Source organism: Acinetobacter sichuanensis (assembly GCF_003024515.2).
Lineage (GTDB): Bacteria > Pseudomonadota > Gammaproteobacteria > Pseudomonadales > Moraxellaceae > Acinetobacter > Acinetobacter sichuanensis.
This window is the reverse complement of the sequence record NZ_PYIX02000004.1, coordinates 50784-73005: the sequence shown is the minus strand read 5'-3', so window position 1 is coordinate 73005 and position 22222 is coordinate 50784. Positions and strand designations below refer to the sequence as shown.

Here is a 22222-nt window from a genome sequence, read left to right as displayed (position 1 = left end):
GAGATCTATGATGACTGATGTGACTCAACCTCAAGAGCAAAAAGCCAAAAAGTATGGTCGCCCTGATGATGAAAAAATCATCAACTTTATGAAGATTGCAAAACCTGCAGCAATCCTTTCGATCATTCTCACCATTGCCAGTATTTTCTTTATTGTCACCAAAGGTCTAAATTTAGGTTTGGACTTTACGGGTGGAGTTTCTGCTGAACTTAACTATCAACATGAAGCAAAAACTACTGATGTAATCAAAACATTAGATAAAGCAGGCTTTAAAGATGCGGTTGTGCAAACTTTAGGTTCTAACAAAGATTTAATTGTACGTATGCCAGTACAAGACATTAATGTTGAAGATCTTAATAATGCATTAACTAAAGCAGTACAGTTACCAGATAACCCAGCTAAAGTACATAAAGTTGACTCTGTTGGTGGTCAAGTCGGTAATGAGCTTTATATCCGCTCTGCGGGTGCTGTTGCGCTCGCAATGCTGCTCATGCTCGTTTATGTCACTATTCGTTTTGAGTTTAAACTCGCACTGGGTGCAGTTTTATCTTTACTTCATGATGTTATTGTGACCGTGGGTATTTTTGCCATGATGCAGTGGCCGTTTGACTTAACAGTTCTCGCGGCAATTCTTGCGTTAATTGGTTTCTCACTCAACGATAACATTGTTGTTTCAGACCGTATTCGTGAAAACTTCCGTAAGATTCGTGGTGCAACACCACTTGAAGTTGTGAACTCTGCATTGACGGAAACACTACGTCGTACCATCCATACCTCTATGACGCTTTTGCTTGTTGTTATGGCAATGATGTTCTTAGGCGGTGATGGTTTACATTGGTTCTCTGTTGCAATGTTCATTGGTGTATTTGTAGGTACATATTCTTCTATCTATATTGGTACAGCCTTCGCTTTATGGCGCGGTCTGAGCCGTCAGGACTTTGTTGTTCAAGTTAAACCTGAATTTGAAGATGAAGAACAAATTCCCCACTAATACAAAGTTTTGAAAATGGCTCATCTTCGGATGGGCTTTTTTATTGCTCAATTGAAAAAAAGAAAAAATTAATGCTGAATAATATCAATCATTGGAAATGCAAAACCTTTACAAGAGTATTCTGAACGCCAAGCAATACTTAACATACTCTGTGCTAACTGAAAGTTTTGATAGGCAAAAACACCAATCAATGGATGTGAACACATTCCACCATTTTCTAAAGGATGAGCATGAGTATTTAACTCATTTAAACTTAAACGAATGCCTAAACCTGATGCTTTTAATACCGCCTCTTTGGTTGTCCATACCTTAAACCAATATTCGATATCACCGTCTAAATCTTGCCATTTCTGATATTCATCTTGATGAAAAGCATGCTTTGCCAATGCATCAAAACGTACTTTCCGCTTTAAATCTTCAATATCTACACCAATATCTTGTATTTGCTGAGAAATTGCTAAAGCATAATGATTTTGACTATGGGAATGATTAAAAGCGACATGTTTAAAGTGCACTAAATGGGGTTTACCAAATTCCGTTTTTACAATATCTGTATCTTGAATGGGCTGTTTTATAAAATCGGAAAGATATTGATTACGTTGTTGATAAATTTTATTTTTTTTATAGTAATTAAATTCTGGCAAAGAAGTAAAGTCTGTTTGAGTACCTTCAATAAATTGAGCCAATGGCTGAACGTGGATTTGAATTGTTCTGTTTTTCACTGGCTCAATCATACTCATATCAAATAAAAATTAGAATTTAGTGATGTCACCTTTCAACGCAACACCTGCTACAGCAGTTCCCTTCGCACAATCATACGTTGTTGTGCTACGTGTTTCATTCGATTTATAGAAACTTGTAATATTTGTCACTGCATTTGCACCACGAGATTTTGCAGTTTTTTCAAATTGAATCAATGCTGAACGTAAAACATGATCACAGGCATTTTCTGCTGTTTTACCAAATCCATTGGTCTTTTTATTGGTCACCAAACCTTTTTGTAAGACCTGTCCTCCTGCTTGAGTGCCTGCCAAATAAAATTTTACAGTGCCATCTAAGACACCATCAGCAACTGCACGATCGACAGCCTCTTTAAAATTAAATTGATGTATTGTATCAGCTGCTTGTACAGAAGCAATGCCACTCACACCTAATGCTAAAGCGATACAGATATTTTTAATAGACATGTGGTTACCCTTATTTGTGATCTATTTTTTTGAAAATAATGGAAGTATTAATACCTCCAAAAGCGAAATTATTACTCATCAATATTTCGGCATTTATTGTTCGAGCTTTCCCCACAATATAATCTAAATCTCCACAAAGTGGATCAATATTTTCTAAATTTAATGTTGGAATAAATTGCTGTCTTTGCATCATTTCTAAGCTTAGCCATGCTTCAATTGCACCACAAGCCCCTAATGTATGTCCAAAATAACTTTTCAGCGAACTGATTGGCTTATGCCCCAACACACGTGCAGTTGCCTGTGTTTCAGCAATATCACCCTGATCTGTTGAAGTTCCATGCGCGTTAACATAATCAATCTGATCAGCATCAATATTGGCATCCTTCAATGCCAATTGTATACAACGCCCCATCATCTCTGAGTCAGGACGGGTCACATGCTGCCCATCGGTATTGCTGCCATAACTGATAATTTCCGCATATATGGTGGCGCCACGTGCTTTGGCATGTTCATATTCTTCTAAAATTAAACAGCCCGCACCCTCACCCACGACTAAACCATCTCGTTTTTGGTCAAAGGGACGTGGTGATTTTTCAGCTTGATCATTCATACCACTGGTGGCAAGCAATACATCAAAAACTGCACAGCCTGCTGCACTCAACTCTTCTGCTCCGCCTGCCAGCATGACCTTTTGCTTGCCATATTTAATGGCTTCATAGGCTTGCCCTATGGCCATAGAGCCTGAAGTACAAGCACTTGATGTTGGCAATGTCAGCCCTTTTAAACCGAAATACACAGTCATATTGACTGCGCTGGTATGTGACATCATGCGTATATAGGTGGTTGCATTCATTTTGTTCATGTTATTTTCCAACAACATGGAACCAAACTCAGCGACCGCATCAACACTGCCCGCAGATGAGCCAAATGCCACACCTGTATCACCGCTTTGTAAAATCGGATCGTGTAGCAAATTGGCATCCATCAAGGCTTTTTCTGCACAGATCACGGACATTAGAGCGACACGCCCCATGCCACGTGTCACTTTGCGGTTAAAGTGTTTTGGAACTTCAAAAGACTCCACAGGTCCTGCAATCTTGCAGCGTAAATCGGTAAATATTTCCCATTCAGGCATGTAGCGAATGCCACTTTTTGCTGCCGCAAACTGTTCAAAAATAGAGTCTGCTGTCTCACCTAATGAGGTAATACCTGCCATTCCTGTCACCACGACACGTTTCATCAGATCAAACCTCCATTGACTGAAATGACTTGTCGGGTGATATAACTGGCATCATCACTGCACAGAAATTTAACCACTTTTGCCACTTCCTCGACTTGCCCCATGCGCTGCATAGGGATCATTTTCAGTGCATGTTCCTGCACTTCTTCACTGACCATTTCTGTTTCAATCAAGCCGGGCGCAACACAGTTGACGGTAATTTTACGTTTTGCCAATTCCAGTGCCAATGCTTTGGTCGCACCAATGAGTCCCGCTTTAGCAGCACTGTAGTTCACCTGCCCACGGTTGCCCATCACACCAGAAACAGAAGACATTGTCACAATGCGCCCGCCTTTTTTCAGACGAATCATAGGCATAATTAACGGTTTTAAAACATTATAAAAACCATCAAGTGAAGTGGAGATCACCTCATCCCAATCATTGTCAGTCAAGGCTGGAAATGCAGCGTCATGGGTTAAGCCTGCATTGAGAACTACACCATAAAATGCACCATGTTCAGCAACATCCTGTTCGAGTTGTTGTTGTACATTTTCACGTTCAGTCACATCAAAGAGCAATACATGACTGCGTTGACCCAATGCCTGAATTTGTGCTGCCACCTGTTCTGCTTCTGCCCGCTTGGAACGTGCATGTACAGTCACATCAAAACCCGCTGCCGCCAATTGTAAAGCAATGGCTTTTCCAATACCTCGACTTGACCCCGTTACCAAAATTCTTTTTGTCACATTTACATCCTAATTTTTAAATTTGCTGTTGTTATTCAGGCTCATAGACACTCAGCATGGCTGAAATTGTATGCTGCTGATAAAGAATTTCACAGGCAAATTGTCCCAATCCTTCATGTAGATACTGTCGTTCTGCACGGATTGTGACGATTTGACCCATTTCAAAATAAGCAATCGGCAACTGTAATTTGCGTGTTCCCAATAAAAAGCCAATTTTGGGTGCCTGACCTGATTGTTGACCTTGCATACCTGCATAGGCACTAATGGTTTGTGCCATCAACTCAATACTGGTCCATGTGGGTAGCCCTTGAGCTTCGCAAAACATCAGTTCAGGCGATATTTTAAGTTCTGCAACAACAAATTGCTCACCGATCGTTACGACATGATCAATAAAAACCATGGGTTTTTCATGTGGAATGACATGAATGGCAGGTATTGCTTGCATAGCTGTCATGTTGATGATGTTCCAAAAATCAAGCTGATATTACTGCCTCCAAAGGCAAATGAATTGGACATTACATAATGAATTTTATGAGATAATTCAGCATGCTCTACATAGTTTTGTGTGTCTAATTCTGCATCTAAAAGACTCGCTTGATGTAAAGGCAACCATGTTTGTGCTTTTAATATTTGCTGACAAATAAATGCTTCTATGGCACCTGCTGCACCTAAACAATGTCCTGTTTTATGTTTGGTACTACTCAAAGGCACAGGATAGTTTTGAAATACCTGCTGTACAGCTTTAATTTCCATAGCATCATTCTGTGGGGTTGCTGTGCCATGCAGATTTAAATAACCGATATCTTGTGCTTTTAGCTGTGCTAAATCCAAAGCAGCTTGCATGGCTTTGGCTGCACCTTGCCCTTCAGGATGTGGTGCTGAAATATGCCACGCATCCATAGACTCTCCAGCTGATATCAACAAGGTTGGCGCTGTTTGTTTTGATAATAAAAATAAAGCGGCTGCCTCACCAATATTGATACCATCTCGTTGTTGCCCACAAGGCTGACAAATACCTTGAGATAAACTTTCAAGGCTATTAAAACCATTTAATGTAAGCTTACATAATGTATCGACACCACCAACTAAAACCACATCTGCTAATCCAGCATTGAGTAAACGTTGTCCTGCTGCTAAAGCTTTTGCACTGGATGAACAAGCTGTAGAAATCGTATAAGCAATACCTTCCCAACCTAAATAAATTTGCAATGCTTTGGCTAAACAGTCCATTTCTTGTTTTTTCTGTATCACTTGAGCAGTTGTATGCCCTTGCATATAGCCCTGAAGCTGGTCTTCATTATCTGCAATTCCTGAAGTTGATGTACCAATAATAATTGCTAAACGTTTTACGGGGATCTGTGCAACATAAGCTTTAAGTTCAGCTTCAATCTGTTGCAGAGCGGTTAAAGCAAAACGTAAATTTCGAGTTTCAACTGTTTTTAAAATTTCAGGTACATGCACCAGTAAAGGTACTGAACAAGCCCCGACCCACACTTTTTTTTCAGCAATAAAATCTGAACTTAAACTGAGTGTATTTTCTGTGTGAGTCAATGCATGCTGTAGTTGTTCTGCATTTGCACCTAAAGCAGATAAAGCCGCACTTAACTGAATACCAACCGTAGGATTTTTTAAATCAATCATTTCAGGCATTTTGATTTTTACTCATTATTTTCCAGCGTATTGGGTACAGTGCTGAATACCATTTGGTAAGGAACTTGCAAGTTATTCAGTTCAATATAAGCAGTACTTCGCTGTATGGTTAATACTTTTTGTTGGTTAATTTCAACGTCTTGTGTCTGAATTTCACCTTGTTGTCCTGACTTGATACTTACTTTTTCAGGAGGATGCTGAATAAAATCAGGATAAGTCGCAAATAAAATATCTCGCATTAAAAAATCAAAAGGTAATAATTTCATTTGCTCAATACGTTGCTCTACAGTCACTTTTTGCCCATCAAAATGTAACTTAAATAATTGCTGTCCTGTAAGGCTTAATGCTAGCACATCTAAGTTTTGGTCTTGCTGTTGTTGATATAACAAGAAGCTAAAGCTATGTTCTTTCCATTGCACTTCAACCTGATCTTGACGTTGATACTGCTGTGCAGACCATTGCGAACCGACTAAGCCCTGTGCTTTAGGTAACATCTGCTGACATGCGCTTAAATTCAACATTAACAAGAGAATAAAAGCATATTTTGTCCATTGATTTAGCATTACTTAATTCCAACTACAACCGTTTGTGACTGACCTTCACGACAGTATTCGGCTAAAGTGCTTAAACGTTGCTTCGCATTTTTATGAATCGGATTCTGATCATCCCATGCATAGCCTGCTAAAAGCGATGCGATCATACGACGAATTTTATCATTTTGGTTTTTAGAAAATACCACATCCTGAAATTCACCTTCATACCAAGACTCAACATAAGCACGAAAGACTTTAATCCCTTTACGTAAAGGCTGTTCATACTCTTTCATCCAATCTACTGATGCTCCTTGAATGACACGCTCAATCAAAGGTACAGCCAAACTCGATGATTTTAAAGCAATCGTCACTCCTGAAGAAAATACAGGATCTAAAAACTCACCAGCATTGCCCAATAACGCATAATTTTGACCCGCCAAATGCTTTACGTTAGCAGAATAGCCAACCAAAGTTCGTACAGGTGTATCAAACTTTTTATTTCTTAATACATGTGATAAAGCAGGATCATCCGCTAAAATACGTGCAAAAGTTGCTTGTAAAGTTTCAGGGCTTGTATCATCAATTTGATAATGATCAAAAAAATTTTGCTCTGCAACTACACCAAATGATGCACGACCATCGGCAAATGGAATCAGCCAATACCAAGCACGTGGGTCTTTTTCATGTACGGTGATTAAAATCTTTTCACGATCAAAATCAGGATCATCCAAAATACCATCTTCAATGTGTGTAAATACAGCACGACGTACAGGGAAATTTGATGGACTTTCAAGATCTAAAAATTTAGGTAAAATACGACCAAAACCACTGGCATCGAGTAAAAACTTGGCTTGAATCTGATACTGTTCAGCGTGTTCATTTTTAACTGTTAAAATCGGATGTTTTGACTCGACATCAACTGCAATCACCTCATGCCCAAAACGAACTTCTGCACCATATTGCTCAGCTTGTTTCGCCAACAAATGGTCAAAATGCGCGCGTCTTACTTGCCAAGTTGTGCCCGGTCCATCACTAAATTTTTCAGTAAAATCATAAAAACTACGCTGTTGACCTTTTAAAAAAGCTGCGCCATTTTTAAATTGAAATGCATATTCATCTACATGATTTTTAATACAATCGAGTAATCCTGCTTCCTCTAAAAAAACCATAGATTGGGGGAGTAAAGATTCTCCTATCGTAAAACGAGGAAAATATTGTTTTTCAATAATCGTAACAGCATAGCCTTTTTGACGTAATAATGCAGCGGCTGAGCTTCCTGATGGTCCAGCACCAATAATTAATATATCTGTATATTGCATTGAATTCCCCCTAATTTCTTCAGCTATCTTGCTGATTTTTTAAAATAATATTATATTGATGATCTGCTTTAGTTAAAAGCGTTGCATAAATGAATGAAAAAATAACACCCAATAAAACCGTGAGACCAAAACAGTGAATGGCATAGGTTTGACTAAAGGACAATAATCCAAATCCCAATAAAGTCGACATCATACATAAAAATAATGCCATACCTACTACATGCGGATGATCATGCCCATGTCGATAAAAAATCGCATAATCCACCCCGATCCCAATAATCAAGAATGTGCCCATAATACTGAACAAATTGATTTCTACACCAAGCCATGCTTGTACTGCAAAGGTACTGAGCAATGCCAGACTGACCGGTAAAACCAAAGCAACAACTGACTTCAAACCATAAATCAAGGCTAAGCCAATACTCAGCGCAAGCAAGGCATACAGCAATAAATACTGCGCCTGAATCCGATGTTGCTGAAACAGTTGCGATAAACGCTGAACTGGCTGAACAAAATGAACCTGACTATTTTCCAACAATTTCAGTTGTTGCGCTGGAATTGTACCTTGAACCATCACCAAGCGTTCATGGGCATTTGGCTGTAAAAATGCCAATGGGTGTTGCGAAAAATCGGCCAATGTTAATGGTTTTTGCATGGCAAGTTGTTGTTGCCATTTCAATACATCCTGAAGATTTAACTGCATGGCTGCTGCATAATCTGTCAGCGCACTGACAGGAATCTGATGTAGCAACTGAATATTTTCATGCTGTGTCTGCATGGAAGGAATCGACTGTCCAATGGCTTGAATACTTTGCAATTTTCCCTGTACTTGTAATATCTGTAGCTGGGCAAGGAGTTGCTGTTCCTGTTGCTCCAATTGCTGCTGATTTTGTCCATGCACCACAAAATAATCACTGCTTTGCTGCTGTCCAAAGCGTTGCCGTACATATTGATCTTCTTGTTTCAGCCGTTGATCCATACTTTGCAGATTACGAATATCATCATTACTTTTTAGAAAATAAAGACTACTCATGGACACAAGCGCAATCACCGCAACCATGCCAAAACGCAAGGTATTGTGACTAAGCATAAAGTCTCGTGCACGCCCAATAAAGCGCAAGGTATCAATTGCAGGCTGTGCATTGAGTGCCTTTAAACGGGGCAATAGCAAAATACTGGTGATCCATGCAGCACTTAACCCCACAATGGAGAAAACCGCAATCTGCTTAAAGCCCGGAAATGGTGTAAAGGTCAAAAACACATAAGCCACCAAGGTGGTCATTAAACCCATAAATAAGCTTGGTAGCACAGGTTTTAGAACCTTAAAACCATCCACCTGTCGATGCTGTGATTGCAATGCCATAAAATAAAACGAAAAATCGACACATACACCGACCAGACTGGCACCAAATACCAAGGTCATCAGATGGATTTCACCAAATAACCAATGTGTAACTGCAAATGCCACCAAACTCCCACTACTGACAGCAATAAATTCGGTCAGCATAGGACGCAATGAGCGAAAACCAAACCACACCAATAACAAAACGCCTAGACTTGAGCCAAGCCCAATGGTTGAGATTTCCTTTTCCGCAGACTGAGTTCCAAAAGCGGTGAATAATAAGGTACCTGTCCAATGGCTTTGCACACCTATTTTTTTCAGGTCAGCATCCAGCTGTTGCATCCATTCGGCTGTACGCTGTTGATAGTCAATGTTATAAGGACTTTCTGTCAAATTCAGGCTAAAAAATCGTGAACTGCCTTTTTCATCATGAATGGTGGCAAAGCCCTGTTCCATTTCAATATTTTGATGATTATTTTGACTGGATAAACCGACAGCAAAACGTGGAAATAACAATAAGGGATCTTTTTGGAATAATTCAGCACTTAAGGGCATGCCCGGACTCATCACCTGTAACAGAGACTGCTCTGTCAATCCCGTATAATCCTGATTTTTCAGTAATTGAATATCATCCAGACTCAATAGCCCAGCATGATGCTGATAGAGCACCTGAGCAAATTTTTCTGTATCCAACTGCGGTTTTAACGGTTGCCACAAGGTCGATGCAGCCATGTGCTGCCGAAGCAATTGAGTGGCTTGTGCCAAACGCTGATTGCTGTCTGCATCCACCACCAAAAAGACTTGATTGTTCAGTTGCTGACTGACATAGTCCTGCGTCTTTTCCAGTCGTGGATCCTGATGTTCTTTGGGTAGCAGCGCAAAAATATTGGTCTGAACATGAATATCCTGTTTCAGCCATGCCGTGACAAGACTTGCTGCCACCATCAGTAAAACGGTTAACCACAGTGCGGTCAGTTTATTTTGCCAGTTTGAAAAGTGCATCTTCAGTCGCCGTTAATTGGACGGGTTGAGTGGTGTGTTGGCTGAACTGAATAGTCGTCATGTTATTGCCCTTTTCGGTAATCACAATGCGATCGACATAGCGTTGACCCTGTGCATCGACACGATCAAACAGCTTTTTAAACAAGCCACTTTTTGGTGTCAGGCTGATATTCCACTGCGTTGCCGAATAGTTTGCAGACACAATATTAAAGTTTTTACTGAGCGCTGTTTCATTGCCTGACATCAACTGTAAAAACATGGTGGCTACAGAACCATAGGGTGATTTATCAATTTCAATCTGACTATAGGTTCGCTGAGTTTTTTGTACCAGTTTTTTTGGGGTCACAATCAAGTTGGCTTGTACAGGACGTTGAATTTGCCACAACACACCATTTTGTTTGGAAAATAGAACCTCACCATTGGACACAAAGGTTTTATTCAAAGATACCAATTTCTTTTGCTGTTGAAAATTCGCACGCACTGTTGGTGTGGCTGACAATTGTTTAAAGATCTGTGTGACCTGAGTATTTTGCGCAAAACTTGTCGTGGAAAATGCCATACTCAACACCATCGCACACAAGCACATCCACAACAACTTCAATAGCAGCGCAGATGTAAATTTCGTCTGCTGTAGCGCCAATGCTTGCGATGCGACTTTCATATTTTGCATGACAATTTCCTCTAAATTCACACTAAGCAGGCTGAAAAGCCGACCATGCATTTAAACGTTCAAACAGGACAGGTGGCGATTGAAAACACATTTCACGCGTTTCAATATGAACGGCAACCTGTGAGGTAAAGCCTTTGGTCAAACGCTTGCCTGAGTCTGCATCAAAAATCTGATATTCAATTTTCAAACGATTTTCCCATTCTTTTAAAATGGCACGCACACGTATTTTTTGTTGAAACTCGATGCCTTGCACATAACGTACATAGCTTTCAATGACCGGCCATGCATAACCTGATTGTTTCATTTGCACATAGTTATATTCAAATGCATCGAGTAATTTACAACGTGCGATTTCAAAATATTTAATGTAGTGCCCATGCCACACAATGTTCATGGTATCAACATCATGAAATGGAATTTCAATGATTACATCAGCATGCATAACTCAGCTCCGTTTCAACTGTTGATCGTGATCATTGAGTAAATCAAACTGTTCAAAACGGTCAACCAAATGCTGTAAATCCTGTTGTAAAGGGCGATCTTCCTCTACAAAGGTGAAGCTTTCAAGCACCCACTGTTGGAACTGCGTTAACACCTGCCCCAATTGTGTATTCAACCCTTTGAGTTGAATTGCTTGTACTGCGGCACAACTGAGTGCTGCCATCACTTGCTCGGTCAATAGGATCACTCGGCTTGCATCACGTGCAGCAATGGTGCCCATACTGACTTTGTCTTGATTGTGACATTCGGTCGAACGTGAAAAAATTGAAGCAGCAACGGTTTGTTTTAAGGCTTCCGCAGTCCATGCAGATACCCCAATTTGCACAGCTTTAAAGCCATGATTGAGTGGCAAACGTTCAAGGCTTGAACCTGTTAAATTACGCGGCAAACCATGGTTCATTTTGTGATCGACCAATTGTGCAAGCTGTCGATCCATTAAATCGGCAATATTAGCGATCATGATTTTTAAACTGTCCATGGCTTGGGCAATGTGTCCACCATAAAAATGCCCACCATGTAATACCCGTAAATTGATAGGATCAATCAAAGGATTGTCATTGCTTGAATTTAATTCATTTTCAATAAACTGACGCAGCCATACTTTAGAGTCTTCAAATACCCCAATCACGTGCGGTGCACAGCGTAGTGAATAACGGTCTTGTAAACGTGGGCTTTGGTGCGCTGTCTGTACTTCGCTGTTTAACCAATGGCGTAATTGCGCTGCAATCTGTTGTTGCCCCTGATGCGGTTTTTGTGCAAATAAAACTTCATCAAAATGGCTCGGATTGCCCTCTAAAGCCAAGACATTCATGGCTGTGACCAAGGTACTGCTGAGTGAAATCTGTTCCGCTTTTTTATAGTTCAGGCATGCGATGGCAGTCATGACCGCAGTGCCATTCATCAGTGCCAAACCTTCTTTTGGACGCAGTACCAAAGCCTCAATTTTCTGTTCAGCATAGACTTCTGCAATGGGAACGATTTTTTGCTGTGACTGCAAATACACATCACGCTCACCAACCAAAGCACCTGCAATATAAGACAAAGGGGTTAAATCACCACTTGCCCCGACAGAACCTTCAGATGGAATCACAGGAATAATATTTTCATTGAGCATCCAAACCAGACGTTCCAACAATGCCAAAGACACACCTGAATAACCACGTGCCAAAGAACACAAACGTGTTACCACCACAGCACGTGCAGTGATTAAATCAAGATTTTGCCCCAAACCACAGCCATGAAAGCGTGACAAATGCAGGGGTAATTCGTGTACCTGATGCGTTGGAATTTCTACCAGACACGAGTCGCCATAACCTGTGGTCACGCCATAAATCACGCCTTCATCTTCAAGCAACTGATCCAGAAAATCAGCACCATGTTGAATCAACTGACGCCATTCTGCCGTTGCAGGCAATGCCACATGGCAACGATACTGCGCCACAGCCACAATCTGTTCGATTGTTAATGCCTGCTCCCCAATCACTAAAACTTGCATCTTATTATTTTCCAATTATTTGTTCCAAAATTGATAAAAATTAAACCATTGATAAGGGGCACGCAGACAATGTTGCTCCAAAATGGCGACATATTTTCGGGTCACGACCTGCATGGCAGCCAAACGATCAGCACGTGGCAGATGTAACTTTTCTGCCAGCAAATGAATGTGCACATCAAAATGATCGTGTTGTCGGTAACAAAACACCGCCAATAAAGGGACTTTCAGTAAACTTGCCAAAATCCATGCACCTTGTGGCCATGGCGCATCTTCTCCCAAAAAGCAAACTTGCTGTATTCGTTCTGACTGCACAGGCACTCGGTCTGCGGCTAAAATCACCCACTCACCCTGATCGAGTTTATCTTGCAACAACATCGCTGTTTCAATGCCCAGTTCATCGACAGAAATCAAATGAACATCTGCCTTGTCGTTCATTTTTTTTAAAAAATCATTAAATTTGGTGGCATGCTTCTGATAGACCAAGACATTAATTTTTTGGGCATGTTCCGACTTAATGGCACGTAACAATTCGATATTACCAAAGTGCGATACCATGATAATTGCACCTTTTTGATAATGTGCCCGAAAGTGTTCATGTCCATGCAAGTTCAACTTTTGTTCAGGAATATGCCCAAGCCATCCTTCAATTTTATCAAGCAGACATTCCCCAAATTGCATGAGATGGCTATAACTATTTGCAAGCGTGGGTGCATGGGGAAAAGGTGACTGTTCGCCCGCAAATTGATGCAACTTACTGAGATATTGCAAAGAAGCTTGTTTAGCAGTTTTGGAAAATAACCAATACCACATAATGACAAAGTACAAGACGATACGGCATAAAAAACGCCCACCCAAACGGTAAAACCAAAGCATCAGCATCAGGGGGAACATTCCCCCTTTTTCTCTGAGTTCACTCCATTGTGGACGGGTTGACTCAGACATCCGTTGAACCTGTATATTTCTGTTTTAACAGCTTAGGTAATCGCAGCAACATTCCTGCAAACAGTCTCGAATGGGCTGTACTCATACCGACATTGTCACGCCAGACATTAAAATGTGAAATGCCCTGTTCAGGATAAATCACATGGGTTGGAACATTGATAAAAGACACATTTTCCCATTTTAAACGGACTAAAATTTCACTGTCAAAACCCATGCGCGGTTGAAATTTTGCAGTATTTAAAATGCGATGGGTGACTGCCAATGGATAAACCCGAAAGCCACACATACTGTCTTTAATTTCAAAAGACAGGCTATTGATCCATACCCAAATATGCGTCGCATAACGTCCATATAAACGCTTTTTCGGTACAGTTTCATCAAAAATGGGCTGACCGATCACCATCGCTTTTGGGTGCTGCTGTGAGATCTGTAAAAACTTAGCGATATCCTGCCAATCATGCTGACCATCTGAATCAATTTGTAAGGCATGACTTAAACCCAGCTCAAATGCATGATTCAGCCCTGTGATCACTGCCTGTCCCTTGCCTTGATTTACTTCATGTTCAAGCAAAATCATCTGTGCAAACTGATGTTTTAAATCTTGAAGCAACTGCGTACACTGTTCATCACTGCCATCATTGACCACAATGATGGGCGAAGCAAAAACATTCAGATGCTCAAGCAATGCCTGAATATAATGCGGATGATTATATACAGGAATGACAAATCCATACTGCGCCATATCCATCCCCTAGACCGTATCTGTTTGCTGTTGAAGCATAAATAATAATCGCCCTGAAGCCAGCGTTTTATCCTGTGTATAGAGTTCAAAATGCACTTTATGCAACTGACGTTGCAGTTTTAATTGCACAACAGCATAGGGCTTGATTAAGTCCTGAAACTTCAATTGTTCATAGCCATTACACCAATCCAACGCTGTCCAAAGTTGTTTGGCAAAATGCTGAATAAAACCAATTTGACCCACGCCTGCATAAATCGGCAAGTTTGGAAAATGCCCTTTAAAACACGCCAACTCAGGTGGAAATTCCAATAAATATTGTGCAGATTCTTCAGTATAGGTCTGACTCAGTACAACGGGGGTTAATAAAGGCTGAAACAAAGATTGCATCATCTGTTTATTCAGTTTGGATTGGCTGTTACGTGGCAACTGTGATAAAAAGCGCCACTGCCTTGGAATGGCAATCGTTTCCAATTGTTCAGTCAACTGTTGTTTGAGCTTTGCCACAAATTGGGCTTTATTTTGCTGCATAAGAACGTGCTGAGCAGATGCCGTCAACACAGCCACACAAGCTAAAATTTGCCGATGATCCTTTTGGGTGACAAGGACATGACATTCTGCGATCTCATCCAAAGTCAAAATTTTATGTTCAATCGCATCCAGACTTAGGCGTTTTTCTTCCAGTTTAATTAAACGATCCAAACGCCCTGACAATTGAAATAGGGTTTTTAAACACGTCGCATCACGCACACTGACACGGTCGCCCGTTAAAATCCAGTCTTCGGTAAATGCGTGATTTGTTTGCACTGCCAGTTCTTCATGTTCAGCCATACGAATGTTGACATTGGCAAAGGGTGTCCACAAGGCATCATCCTGCTGACGATGGGCAATGCCACCTGTTTCAGAGCTGCCTAAAACCTCAACAACAGGACGATTCAGATGGGGACGTATGCCTGACTCTAATTTTCCACCCGAAGAATATACAGACTGACAATCTTGCAATACCACATCCCTTGTCCAACGCTTTAATAAAGCAGGACTTGAAATAACATAATTTTTACATTGCAAATGCTTTAATTTTTGCTGTACTGCGACCACATCTTCGGGAAAGGCGAGCTGTGGAATATAAAAACTGCGTCCACTTGCCAAAGGCAACAATAATTTAAACAATAAGCCATAAATATGTTGATGGCTGACCGTTGCAATGGCAATGCTGTCTTGCAACAAATCAAAACTTTGGTCCAGACCTTGTACTTCATTCAGCAGTTGACGCAATGTTCTTGGAATTTTTTTAGGTTGTCCTGTAGAGCCTGAGGTATAAAAATAAACCTGTGCCTGTTGTAGAAACTGCTCATTCAGATCAAGATGTTGTAACTCAAATGTTCCATTTTCCAATAACGACTCAGACTGACGACTCAAGAAATGAATGCCCTGCTGTGCCAGTTCCTCTTCCAATGCTTTCACTCGATGTGGTGCAATCAGCACTTGCTTATTTGCCAATAGTGCTGCAAAAAATAAAACCAGAAATTCATGGCTGTCATTTTCCCACAAGGCGTACTGTTCAGCCTGTAACTGTGCAATGGCAAGGCTTTGCTGTCCTACATCCTGCCAAAACTCACGAAAAGCAATGCCACTCAGGTCATCTCGAATGGACAATACATGTGAAGAAAAAATATGCGTCTGGAAATGACAGGACATGATGGAGATCACTCTTACTAATCGTCAGGTAAATGGGGCTGTATTCATGACTGATTTAAACGTTGATGACGTTTACGCAACACAAATTCACCTAAAAATAAAATGCCCATCAACACATAGGAAATAAAACCATTATAAATCACCCATATTTTCATGGGTGCAAACACAACGGTATACAGCGCAATGGCGGCATTTACCACAAAAAAACCACACCACACCATGGTCACCTTACGTGTCCAGAGGATGCCTGACTCAGGTAAATCAGGTTCCACCAAACGGGCAAAACGCTCAATCATGGAGGGTGGTCGAATCAGGGTCGAGGCAAAAATGATCCCCGCACCCACACTCATAAACACAGGGTACATTTTCAGCCATGCGTGATCTTTTAACAACACACTCAATGTACCGCAAAGTATCGCAAACCATGTCAGTGGCAACAGCAATGCATTGCCCTGACTGAATAATCTGACCACCCCCAAAGTGATCAGCAAAACACTCACCCAGAGAAAATACCCCTGTGACAGTCCCCATCCAACCAGAAAGGGGTACAAAATCATGCAAAGGAGAATAATTCCCTTAATGACTTGCTTCATTCAGCCAACATGTTATGAATGACAGTGACCACGTCCTGTACGGTTTTTACATTTTTAAAATCTTCAGGCTGTACTTGTTTGCCTGTCAATTCCTTAATTTTAACCACCAGATCAATGGCATCAATGCTGTCTACATCCAGATCAGAATATAAATTTGAATCAAGCTGAATATCGTCCGCTTCAATTTCAAATAATTCTTCCATCCACTCACGGAGTTTTTCTAAAATTTGTGGTTGCGTTAACATTTGAACCTCTTATGCTTTTTGTTGGTTTTCAACCAAAGCCACCAGACTTTGAATCGATTTAAAGTGCTGTTTGGTTTCAGCAGATTCGGCATTGAGATGAATGTTATAGCGCTTTTTCAAAGCCAAACCCAATTCCAATGCATCAATGGAATCCAGTCCTAAGCCATCACCAAATAAAGGGGCTTCAGTGTCGATATCTTCTATGCTGATGTCCTCTAGGGCAAGTACATCAATGATCATTTTTTTTAGCTCATCAGCAAGATTACTCATGATTCGATAACTCTTGATTAAAAAATTGTTGAAGTTTTTGATTTAATTGACGAACATGCTTAGGTGAAACTTGGGTTTCTGCTAAGATTTCATCAATATAAATCGCATCTAGGACTTTAATTTCAATATGAAATGGTTCGGATGGAATGTGATACCATTTTTCATTTTTGGTCAGCGTTGATGGTGTGCAGCGAATGATGATTGGGCGAATCGGCACATTTGCACGTAAAGCAATATTGGCAGCGCCACGTTGAAAGTCATTTAAAGTCTGCCCTTTGGCAGTCCGTGTGCCTTCAGGGAAAATCAACAATGAAGCCGCCTGGTCTTCCTGTAAACGTTCTACACAATCATGGATAAACTGTTCAGACCCAGCATTTAAAATATAACCTGCTGAGCGCACAGGTCCTTGAGTGAAGGGATTTGACCATAAAGCCTCTTTCACCACGCAGTTGGCTTTTTCCATTAAACCAATTAAGACCACAACATCAACCAATGTCGGATGATTAGCAATCACCAATTCCTGACGGCTTTGTTGTAGTTTTTCTAGCCCCTCAATTTCATAGGTCATGATGCCCAATTTGACCATCATTTCGACAAAACCCTTAAAGCTGTGTCGAATCACTTGCTGAGCACGATCTTGCCTGATTTTAGCATCTGAACTGGATAAATTTACCAAAGGTGCAATGATGCTACCGATTGCCACACCACCTAAACCAAAACTTGCAAAGCTAAAACCTGTCGCGCCAACACGCCAAGCATAATTTAATTTTTTACGAAATGTTTTCATCTTTTAGATCTTTGACCATATACCGCAACTTTGTTGCGTAGATTGTCCACAAAAATTATAAAAACTCAGTGCATCTAAATATTTAGGTTCCACTTGTAGCAATTGAGTTTCATCTAATGCCATATTGGGTGAAGTTAAATCCACTAAAGTAGCCAATGCAAAGCCATTAAAATTTTGATGTTCTACATAAACTTGCGGCAATGGTTCATCATAATAAATCACTAAAGCACGCCCAGTAGGTGCCATTGTTTTTAAATATACATAAGCCTCAATCAATGCTTCAGACCAATCTGCACATAAGCTTGTTGAAGGTGTCGCGTCCTGACATAAAATTGAATATAAGCCTGCAACTGCATTATGAACAGAAGTTGAAAATTGTGTTGGTGATGGCGTTATATCTTGTAAAACATCTTCTAAAATTTTATAGGTTTTATGTTCATCACCATATTGAGATGCCCACACAATATAATCAACTTGCTGCTCTGCTAAGCACTCAATTGCACTATTCAGTGCCAACTTGGCAATCGCTGATAAGCGTCGACGTTGCATAGCAGGGATATGCTCAAGTGCAGGATATGTCTCTCCTGCACAACTGAGTTTAAGTTGTGAGACATTAAATTGAATCATGTGAAAATCATATACCCTGTCTATCAATCAATATTATATTTTTTTTTGAAAAATCTAAAATTACTTTGCAGATTATATCACTGCTATAAAAAAAAAACGCATAGAAAATCGAGGACGATTATTTGTATTTTCTATCATTCTAATGATCAAAACCCAAAGTAGACTTTGGGTTTTATGGTTCAATGATCAATTAAAATATTAACGTTTAAATTTCTTTTCCGCTTTCTTAAACTTCTGAATATAACGACGCTTACGTGCAGCAGTACGTTCATCCATTTGTGATTTACGTCCTTCAAATGGGTTTTCTGAAGTTTTAAAATCAATACGCACAGGCGTACCTTCTAACTTGTAGACTTTACGGAATACATTTTCTAAATAACGACGATAATCCGCAGGGGTTTTATCAACTTTATTACCATGAATCACAATCGTTGGTGGGTTTTGTCCGCCCATATGTGCATAACGCATTTTAATACGTTTGCCACTAAACATAGGAGGTTGATGCGCCTCAGTTGCATCATTTAAAATTTGGGTTAATTTTGCAGGTGAAACTTTTAAATGTGATGAGTCATAAGCACGATGAATTGAAGGATATAAATCACCTACACCTGTACCATGCAATGCAGAAATTAAATGAATTTTCGCCCAAGGAATAAAGTCAAAACGACGGTCAACATCGAGCTTACACTGTTTGCGGTCATACTCAGACATGTTGTCCCATTTATTAATGGCGATCACCATTGCACGACCTGCTTCAAGCGCATAACCTATCAAATGCAAATCTTGCTCAACAATACCTTCACGTGCATCGACCACAATCACAACAACATGCGCATCTTTCATCGCTTGTAAAGTTTTTACAATTGAGAATTTCTCAATCATGTCATCGACTTTACCTTTACGACGTACACCCGCGGTGTCGATCAAGGTATATTTACGACCATCTCGTTCATAGGGAATATAAATCGAATCACGTGTTGTACCTGGTTGGTCAAAAGCAACGACTCGTTCTTCACCCAATAAACGGTTAACTAATGTAGATTTACCCACATTTGGACGACCAATAACTGCTAAACGTAGACCAGTCGCTTTATCATGCTCTTCTTCGCTTTCATCTTCAGGAACATCAGCAAGAACATCTTCAAGCATTTGCTGAACACCACGACCATGGCTTGCTGCCACTTGTAATGGTTCACCCATACCTAATTTGAAGAATTCAACCAAAGCTGCTTCTGCATGAACACCATCAACTTTGTTCGCAACTAAGTAAACTTTTTTACCAAGTGTACGTAACTCACGTGCGATTTGCTCATCGGAAGCCAATAAGCCTGCACGCGCATCAACCACAAATACAATAATATCTGCTTCATTGATGGCTGTTTTAGACTGCTCAGCCATGTAAGAGTCAATACCACCTTCATTTTCACCGATACCCCCAGTATCGACAACAATGAAAGATTTATTTTGATAGACAGCATCGCCATATTTACGGTCACGTGTTAGACCTGCAAAGTCTGCAACAAGCGCATCACGGCTTTTAGTAATTTGATTGAATAACGTTGATTTTCCGACGTTCGGACGTCCAATGAGCGCAATTACGGGTTTCATAGATTAACCTTAATTCAAGATCAGCCAGTTGGACTGGTCTGAACATCAGATAGTGAGGAAGAAGGTAAGAGCAAATGCTCCAAGATCTTTCGATCAGCTAAAATAAAACAAAGAACTCGGGGCGTTGAATCTTCAATCACCCCGAGCCTTTATAAATACGAATATGTATTAGTTTAACATAAGCGCAAAGAAAATTAACGATTCTGCCAAACAGTTAATTTACCTGTGCGTGTTGCAACAAAAAGTTGATTATCAATCACCCGTAAAGTACGAACTTCACCGCTTGTTTTTGCACGTCCAACAATATTGCCCGTATTTGGGTCAATCATATGTAAGACACCATCTAAATCTCCTACAACGAGGTATTGTCCTAACATTACAGGATTAGATAGTTGACGATTTAATAATTGGTCATTTGACCAAAGCACACGCCCTGATGTCAAATCAAATGCTGCAACTTTACCATTCGTTTGTGCAACAAACACTTTGTTATCATAAACTTCTGGACGAGTTGAACTTCCCGCATCTACACTTGAAATAACACGTTGTGAAGCTAAATCGAGTACAGTGACCTGTCCTTGATAACTATTGGTCACGATAAATTGACCAACCACAACAGGATCACCATCAACGTCAATTAAACGCTGAATATCTGAACGTCCTTCTGTCACTGCAACTCGGCGTTGCATACGTGGCATACCAGACAAACTATCAATGGCATAAACATAGCCTGTTGAAGTCGCAACAGCAATTGTTCTTGGATCAAGTTCTACAGGCGATGCTTGCCCACGTAAACTGAAAGATGCATTTGAAAGTTTATATGTCCATGCTTGTTGACCTGTTTCTTGATCAAAAGCGTAAACAGTACCATCATTGGCAACCACAATGACACGACCTGTTTGGATATGCGCAGGACTAATAATTGCACCTGATAATTGTGCAACCCATTTTTGTTGACCTGTTGCCTGATCCAAAGCAAATAACTGACCTTTGGTATTACCAACAACAACCAAGCCTTGTGCAGCTTCTACACCAGAACTGAGACCATTCTTAGTGACTTTGGTTGACCACAAGCGTTGTTTGCCTTTATAAGCTTCAACTTTACCATTTGGATCAAGTAAAAAAATCGTACCATTATCAGCATCAAGTCTTAAACGTAATGGATCTTCTTTATTGGTTGAAGAAACACTTTGTGAAAATACTTGTGTAAGACCTGTTGCTTGCACAATCTTAGGAAGTGGATTGGGCTTAACTTTTTCCTCTTTGACCTTATTACTTGAACAGCCCATAAGTGCTGCTGATAAAATTGCTAAAGCAAAAGGTATTTTATATTTTCTATCCATTAAGACTCATCCACTTGTGTTTCTAAAATTGGGCGTTCGAATTCAGGATCATCTACTAATACACCAACACTTTCGAGTTTAATTTGTAAAATTTGACGTTCTTGTTTACGTTCTAACAACGCAGCCCATGCAGCTTGATATGATTTTTTAGCATTTTCAAGATCATTTTTAGCAACATAGATGTCACCTCTCATTTCATCTGCTGTTGCTTTAAACGTTGGTTCTGTCACAGTAGATAAAGTTTTTAATGCTTCATCATATTTATTTTGTGCAAACTGAGCATCAGATAAACGTATTTTAACAGCTTGTAAAATACCTTGATCATCTATTTTTGAGTTTTCAACTTTTTTCAGTTCACGTTCAGCTTTTGCATAATCTGCTTGTTCATATGCCAATTTTGCCATCGCAAATTGAGCTTGAATGGCTTGAATTGAATCTGGATCTTCTTTAACTAACTTATCCGCAGCAGTCACTAAAGCAGCACTGGCTTTTGCATCACCACTTGCAACTTTAGCTTGGTCAAGCAGTTGTTGAACTTTAGCAGTTTGGTTTTGAGCCTTTGCTAAGTCATTTTTCTGCCAATACTGCCATCCAAAAAAGGCAATCAACGCAATGAGGACACCGCTCACCATAGCTGAGCCATATTTTTTTAAAAATGACTTTAAACTATCTAGTTGTTCTTCGTCAGCCGTTGCGTTCATCTGATTGCCCTTTT

General features: G+C 40.2%; 24 protein-coding genes. 1 reads left to right on the top strand and 23 read right to left on the bottom strand.

Features of this window, described 5'->3' with window-relative positions; translation table 11 throughout:
- The first annotated feature begins 7 nt into the window (after window positions 1-7).
- On the top strand, window positions 8-991 hold the full coding sequence (secF, locus tag C9E89_RS04245; RefSeq protein WP_107008345.1) for a protein translocase subunit SecF: 984 nt from the start codon (window positions 8-10) through the stop codon (window positions 989-991).
- A gap of 68 nt (window positions 992-1059) precedes the next feature.
- Here the strand turns inward: secF and C9E89_RS04240 are convergent, their stop codons facing one another.
- From C9E89_RS04240 to C9E89_RS04130, 23 genes are all read right to left on the bottom strand, one after another.
- A complete protein-coding gene (locus tag C9E89_RS04240; RefSeq protein ID WP_107008344.1) occupies window positions 1060-1725 on the bottom strand; it encodes a 4'-phosphopantetheinyl transferase family protein in 666 nt (221 codons plus the stop codon).
- Window positions 1726-1743: 18 nt separating this feature from the next.
- Window positions 1744-2178, bottom strand: coding sequence for an excinuclease (locus tag C9E89_RS04235; protein WP_107008343.1), 435 nt, complete (start codon window positions 2176-2178; stop codon window positions 1744-1746).
- Between the two features lie 10 nt (window positions 2179-2188).
- Complete coding sequence (locus C9E89_RS04230) at window positions 2189-3418, bottom strand: beta-ketoacyl-ACP synthase (protein WP_107008342.1); 1230 nt, start codon at window positions 3416-3418, stop codon at window positions 2189-2191.
- A complete protein-coding gene (locus tag C9E89_RS04225; protein ID WP_107008341.1) occupies window positions 3418-4143 on the bottom strand; it encodes a 3-ketoacyl-ACP reductase FabG2 in 726 nt (241 codons plus the stop codon). Before C9E89_RS04225 ends, C9E89_RS04230 begins: the two co-directional genes overlap by 1 nt.
- 31 nt (window positions 4144-4174) lie before the next feature.
- Window positions 4175-4588, bottom strand: a complete 414-nt coding sequence (locus C9E89_RS04220; protein ID WP_378227165.1) for an ApeP family dehydratase — start codon at window positions 4586-4588, stop codon at window positions 4175-4177.
- A gap of 5 nt (window positions 4589-4593) precedes the next feature.
- Window positions 4594-5793, bottom strand: a complete 1200-nt coding sequence (locus C9E89_RS04215; RefSeq protein WP_107008339.1) for a beta-ketoacyl-ACP synthase — start codon at window positions 5791-5793, stop codon at window positions 4594-4596.
- Between the two features lie 8 nt (window positions 5794-5801).
- Window positions 5802-6356, bottom strand: coding sequence for a DUF3261 domain-containing protein (locus tag C9E89_RS04210; RefSeq protein WP_107008338.1), 555 nt, complete (start codon window positions 6354-6356; stop codon window positions 5802-5804).
- Complete coding sequence (locus C9E89_RS04205) at window positions 6356-7645, bottom strand: NAD(P)/FAD-dependent oxidoreductase (RefSeq protein ID WP_107008337.1); 1290 nt, start codon at window positions 7643-7645, stop codon at window positions 6356-6358. Before C9E89_RS04205 ends, C9E89_RS04210 begins: the two co-directional genes overlap by 1 nt.
- Before the next feature lie 19 nt (window positions 7646-7664).
- On the bottom strand, window positions 7665-9989 hold the full coding sequence (locus C9E89_RS04200) for an MMPL family transporter (protein ID WP_107008336.1): 2325 nt from the start codon (window positions 9987-9989) through the stop codon (window positions 7665-7667).
- Window positions 9964-10560: a LolA family protein gene (locus C9E89_RS04195; protein WP_228198980.1), complete on the bottom strand. Its 597-nt coding sequence runs from the start codon at window positions 10558-10560 to the stop codon at window positions 9964-9966. Before C9E89_RS04195 ends, C9E89_RS04200 begins: the two co-directional genes overlap by 26 nt.
- Before the next feature lie 121 nt (window positions 10561-10681).
- A complete protein-coding gene (locus C9E89_RS04190) occupies window positions 10682-11101 on the bottom strand; it encodes an acyl-CoA thioesterase (protein WP_107008335.1) in 420 nt (139 codons plus the stop codon).
- Between the two features lie 3 nt (window positions 11102-11104).
- Window positions 11105-12655 (bottom strand): HAL/PAL/TAL family ammonia-lyase, encoded by a 1551-nt coding sequence (locus C9E89_RS04185; protein WP_107008334.1) that lies wholly within the window; start codon window positions 12653-12655, stop codon window positions 11105-11107.
- 15 nt (window positions 12656-12670) lie between these two features.
- The gene (locus tag C9E89_RS04180; protein ID WP_107008333.1) at window positions 12671-13597 is read right to left on the bottom strand and encodes an LpxL/LpxP family acyltransferase; all 927 of its coding nucleotides are present in this window, start codon (window positions 13595-13597) and stop codon (window positions 12671-12673) included.
- Entirely contained in the window at window positions 13590-14339 is a 750-nt protein-coding gene (locus C9E89_RS04175) for a glycosyltransferase family 2 protein (protein ID WP_107008332.1), read from the bottom strand. Before C9E89_RS04175 ends, C9E89_RS04180 begins: the two co-directional genes overlap by 8 nt.
- A gap of 9 nt (window positions 14340-14348) precedes the next feature.
- Window positions 14349-16034: an AMP-binding protein gene (locus tag C9E89_RS04170; RefSeq protein ID WP_107008331.1), complete on the bottom strand. Its 1686-nt coding sequence runs from the start codon at window positions 16032-16034 to the stop codon at window positions 14349-14351.
- A 44-nt stretch (window positions 16035-16078) separates the two neighbouring features.
- Window positions 16079-16627 (bottom strand): COG4648 family protein, encoded by a 549-nt coding sequence (locus C9E89_RS04165; protein ID WP_107008330.1) that lies wholly within the window; start codon window positions 16625-16627, stop codon window positions 16079-16081.
- Complete coding sequence (locus C9E89_RS04160; protein WP_107008329.1) at window positions 16624-16872, bottom strand: acyl carrier protein; 249 nt, start codon at window positions 16870-16872, stop codon at window positions 16624-16626. The genes C9E89_RS04165 and C9E89_RS04160 overlap by 4 nt, the downstream gene beginning before the upstream one ends.
- Before the next feature lie 9 nt (window positions 16873-16881).
- Window positions 16882-17142 (bottom strand): phosphopantetheine-binding protein, encoded by a 261-nt coding sequence (locus C9E89_RS04155; RefSeq protein WP_107008328.1) that lies wholly within the window; start codon window positions 17140-17142, stop codon window positions 16882-16884.
- Window positions 17135-17929, bottom strand: coding sequence for a lysophospholipid acyltransferase family protein (locus C9E89_RS04150; RefSeq protein ID WP_107008327.1), 795 nt, complete (start codon window positions 17927-17929; stop codon window positions 17135-17137). The genes C9E89_RS04155 and C9E89_RS04150 overlap by 8 nt, the downstream gene beginning before the upstream one ends.
- A gap of 3 nt (window positions 17930-17932) precedes the next feature.
- Window positions 17933-18556, bottom strand: coding sequence for a beta-ketoacyl synthase chain length factor (locus C9E89_RS04145; protein WP_107008326.1), 624 nt, complete (start codon window positions 18554-18556; stop codon window positions 17933-17935).
- A 198-nt stretch (window positions 18557-18754) separates the two neighbouring features.
- Window positions 18755-20164, bottom strand: a complete 1410-nt coding sequence (der, locus tag C9E89_RS04140; RefSeq protein WP_107008325.1) for a ribosome biogenesis GTPase Der — start codon at window positions 20162-20164, stop codon at window positions 18755-18757.
- 194 nt (window positions 20165-20358) lie between these two features.
- On the bottom strand, window positions 20359-21507 hold the full coding sequence (gene bamB / locus C9E89_RS04135; protein ID WP_107008324.1) for an outer membrane protein assembly factor BamB: 1149 nt from the start codon (window positions 21505-21507) through the stop codon (window positions 20359-20361).
- On the bottom strand, window positions 21507-22208 hold the full coding sequence (locus tag C9E89_RS04130; protein ID WP_107008323.1) for a YfgM family protein: 702 nt from the start codon (window positions 22206-22208) through the stop codon (window positions 21507-21509). The genes bamB and C9E89_RS04130 overlap by 1 nt, the downstream gene beginning before the upstream one ends.
- Window positions 22209-22222 lie beyond the last annotated feature (14 nt).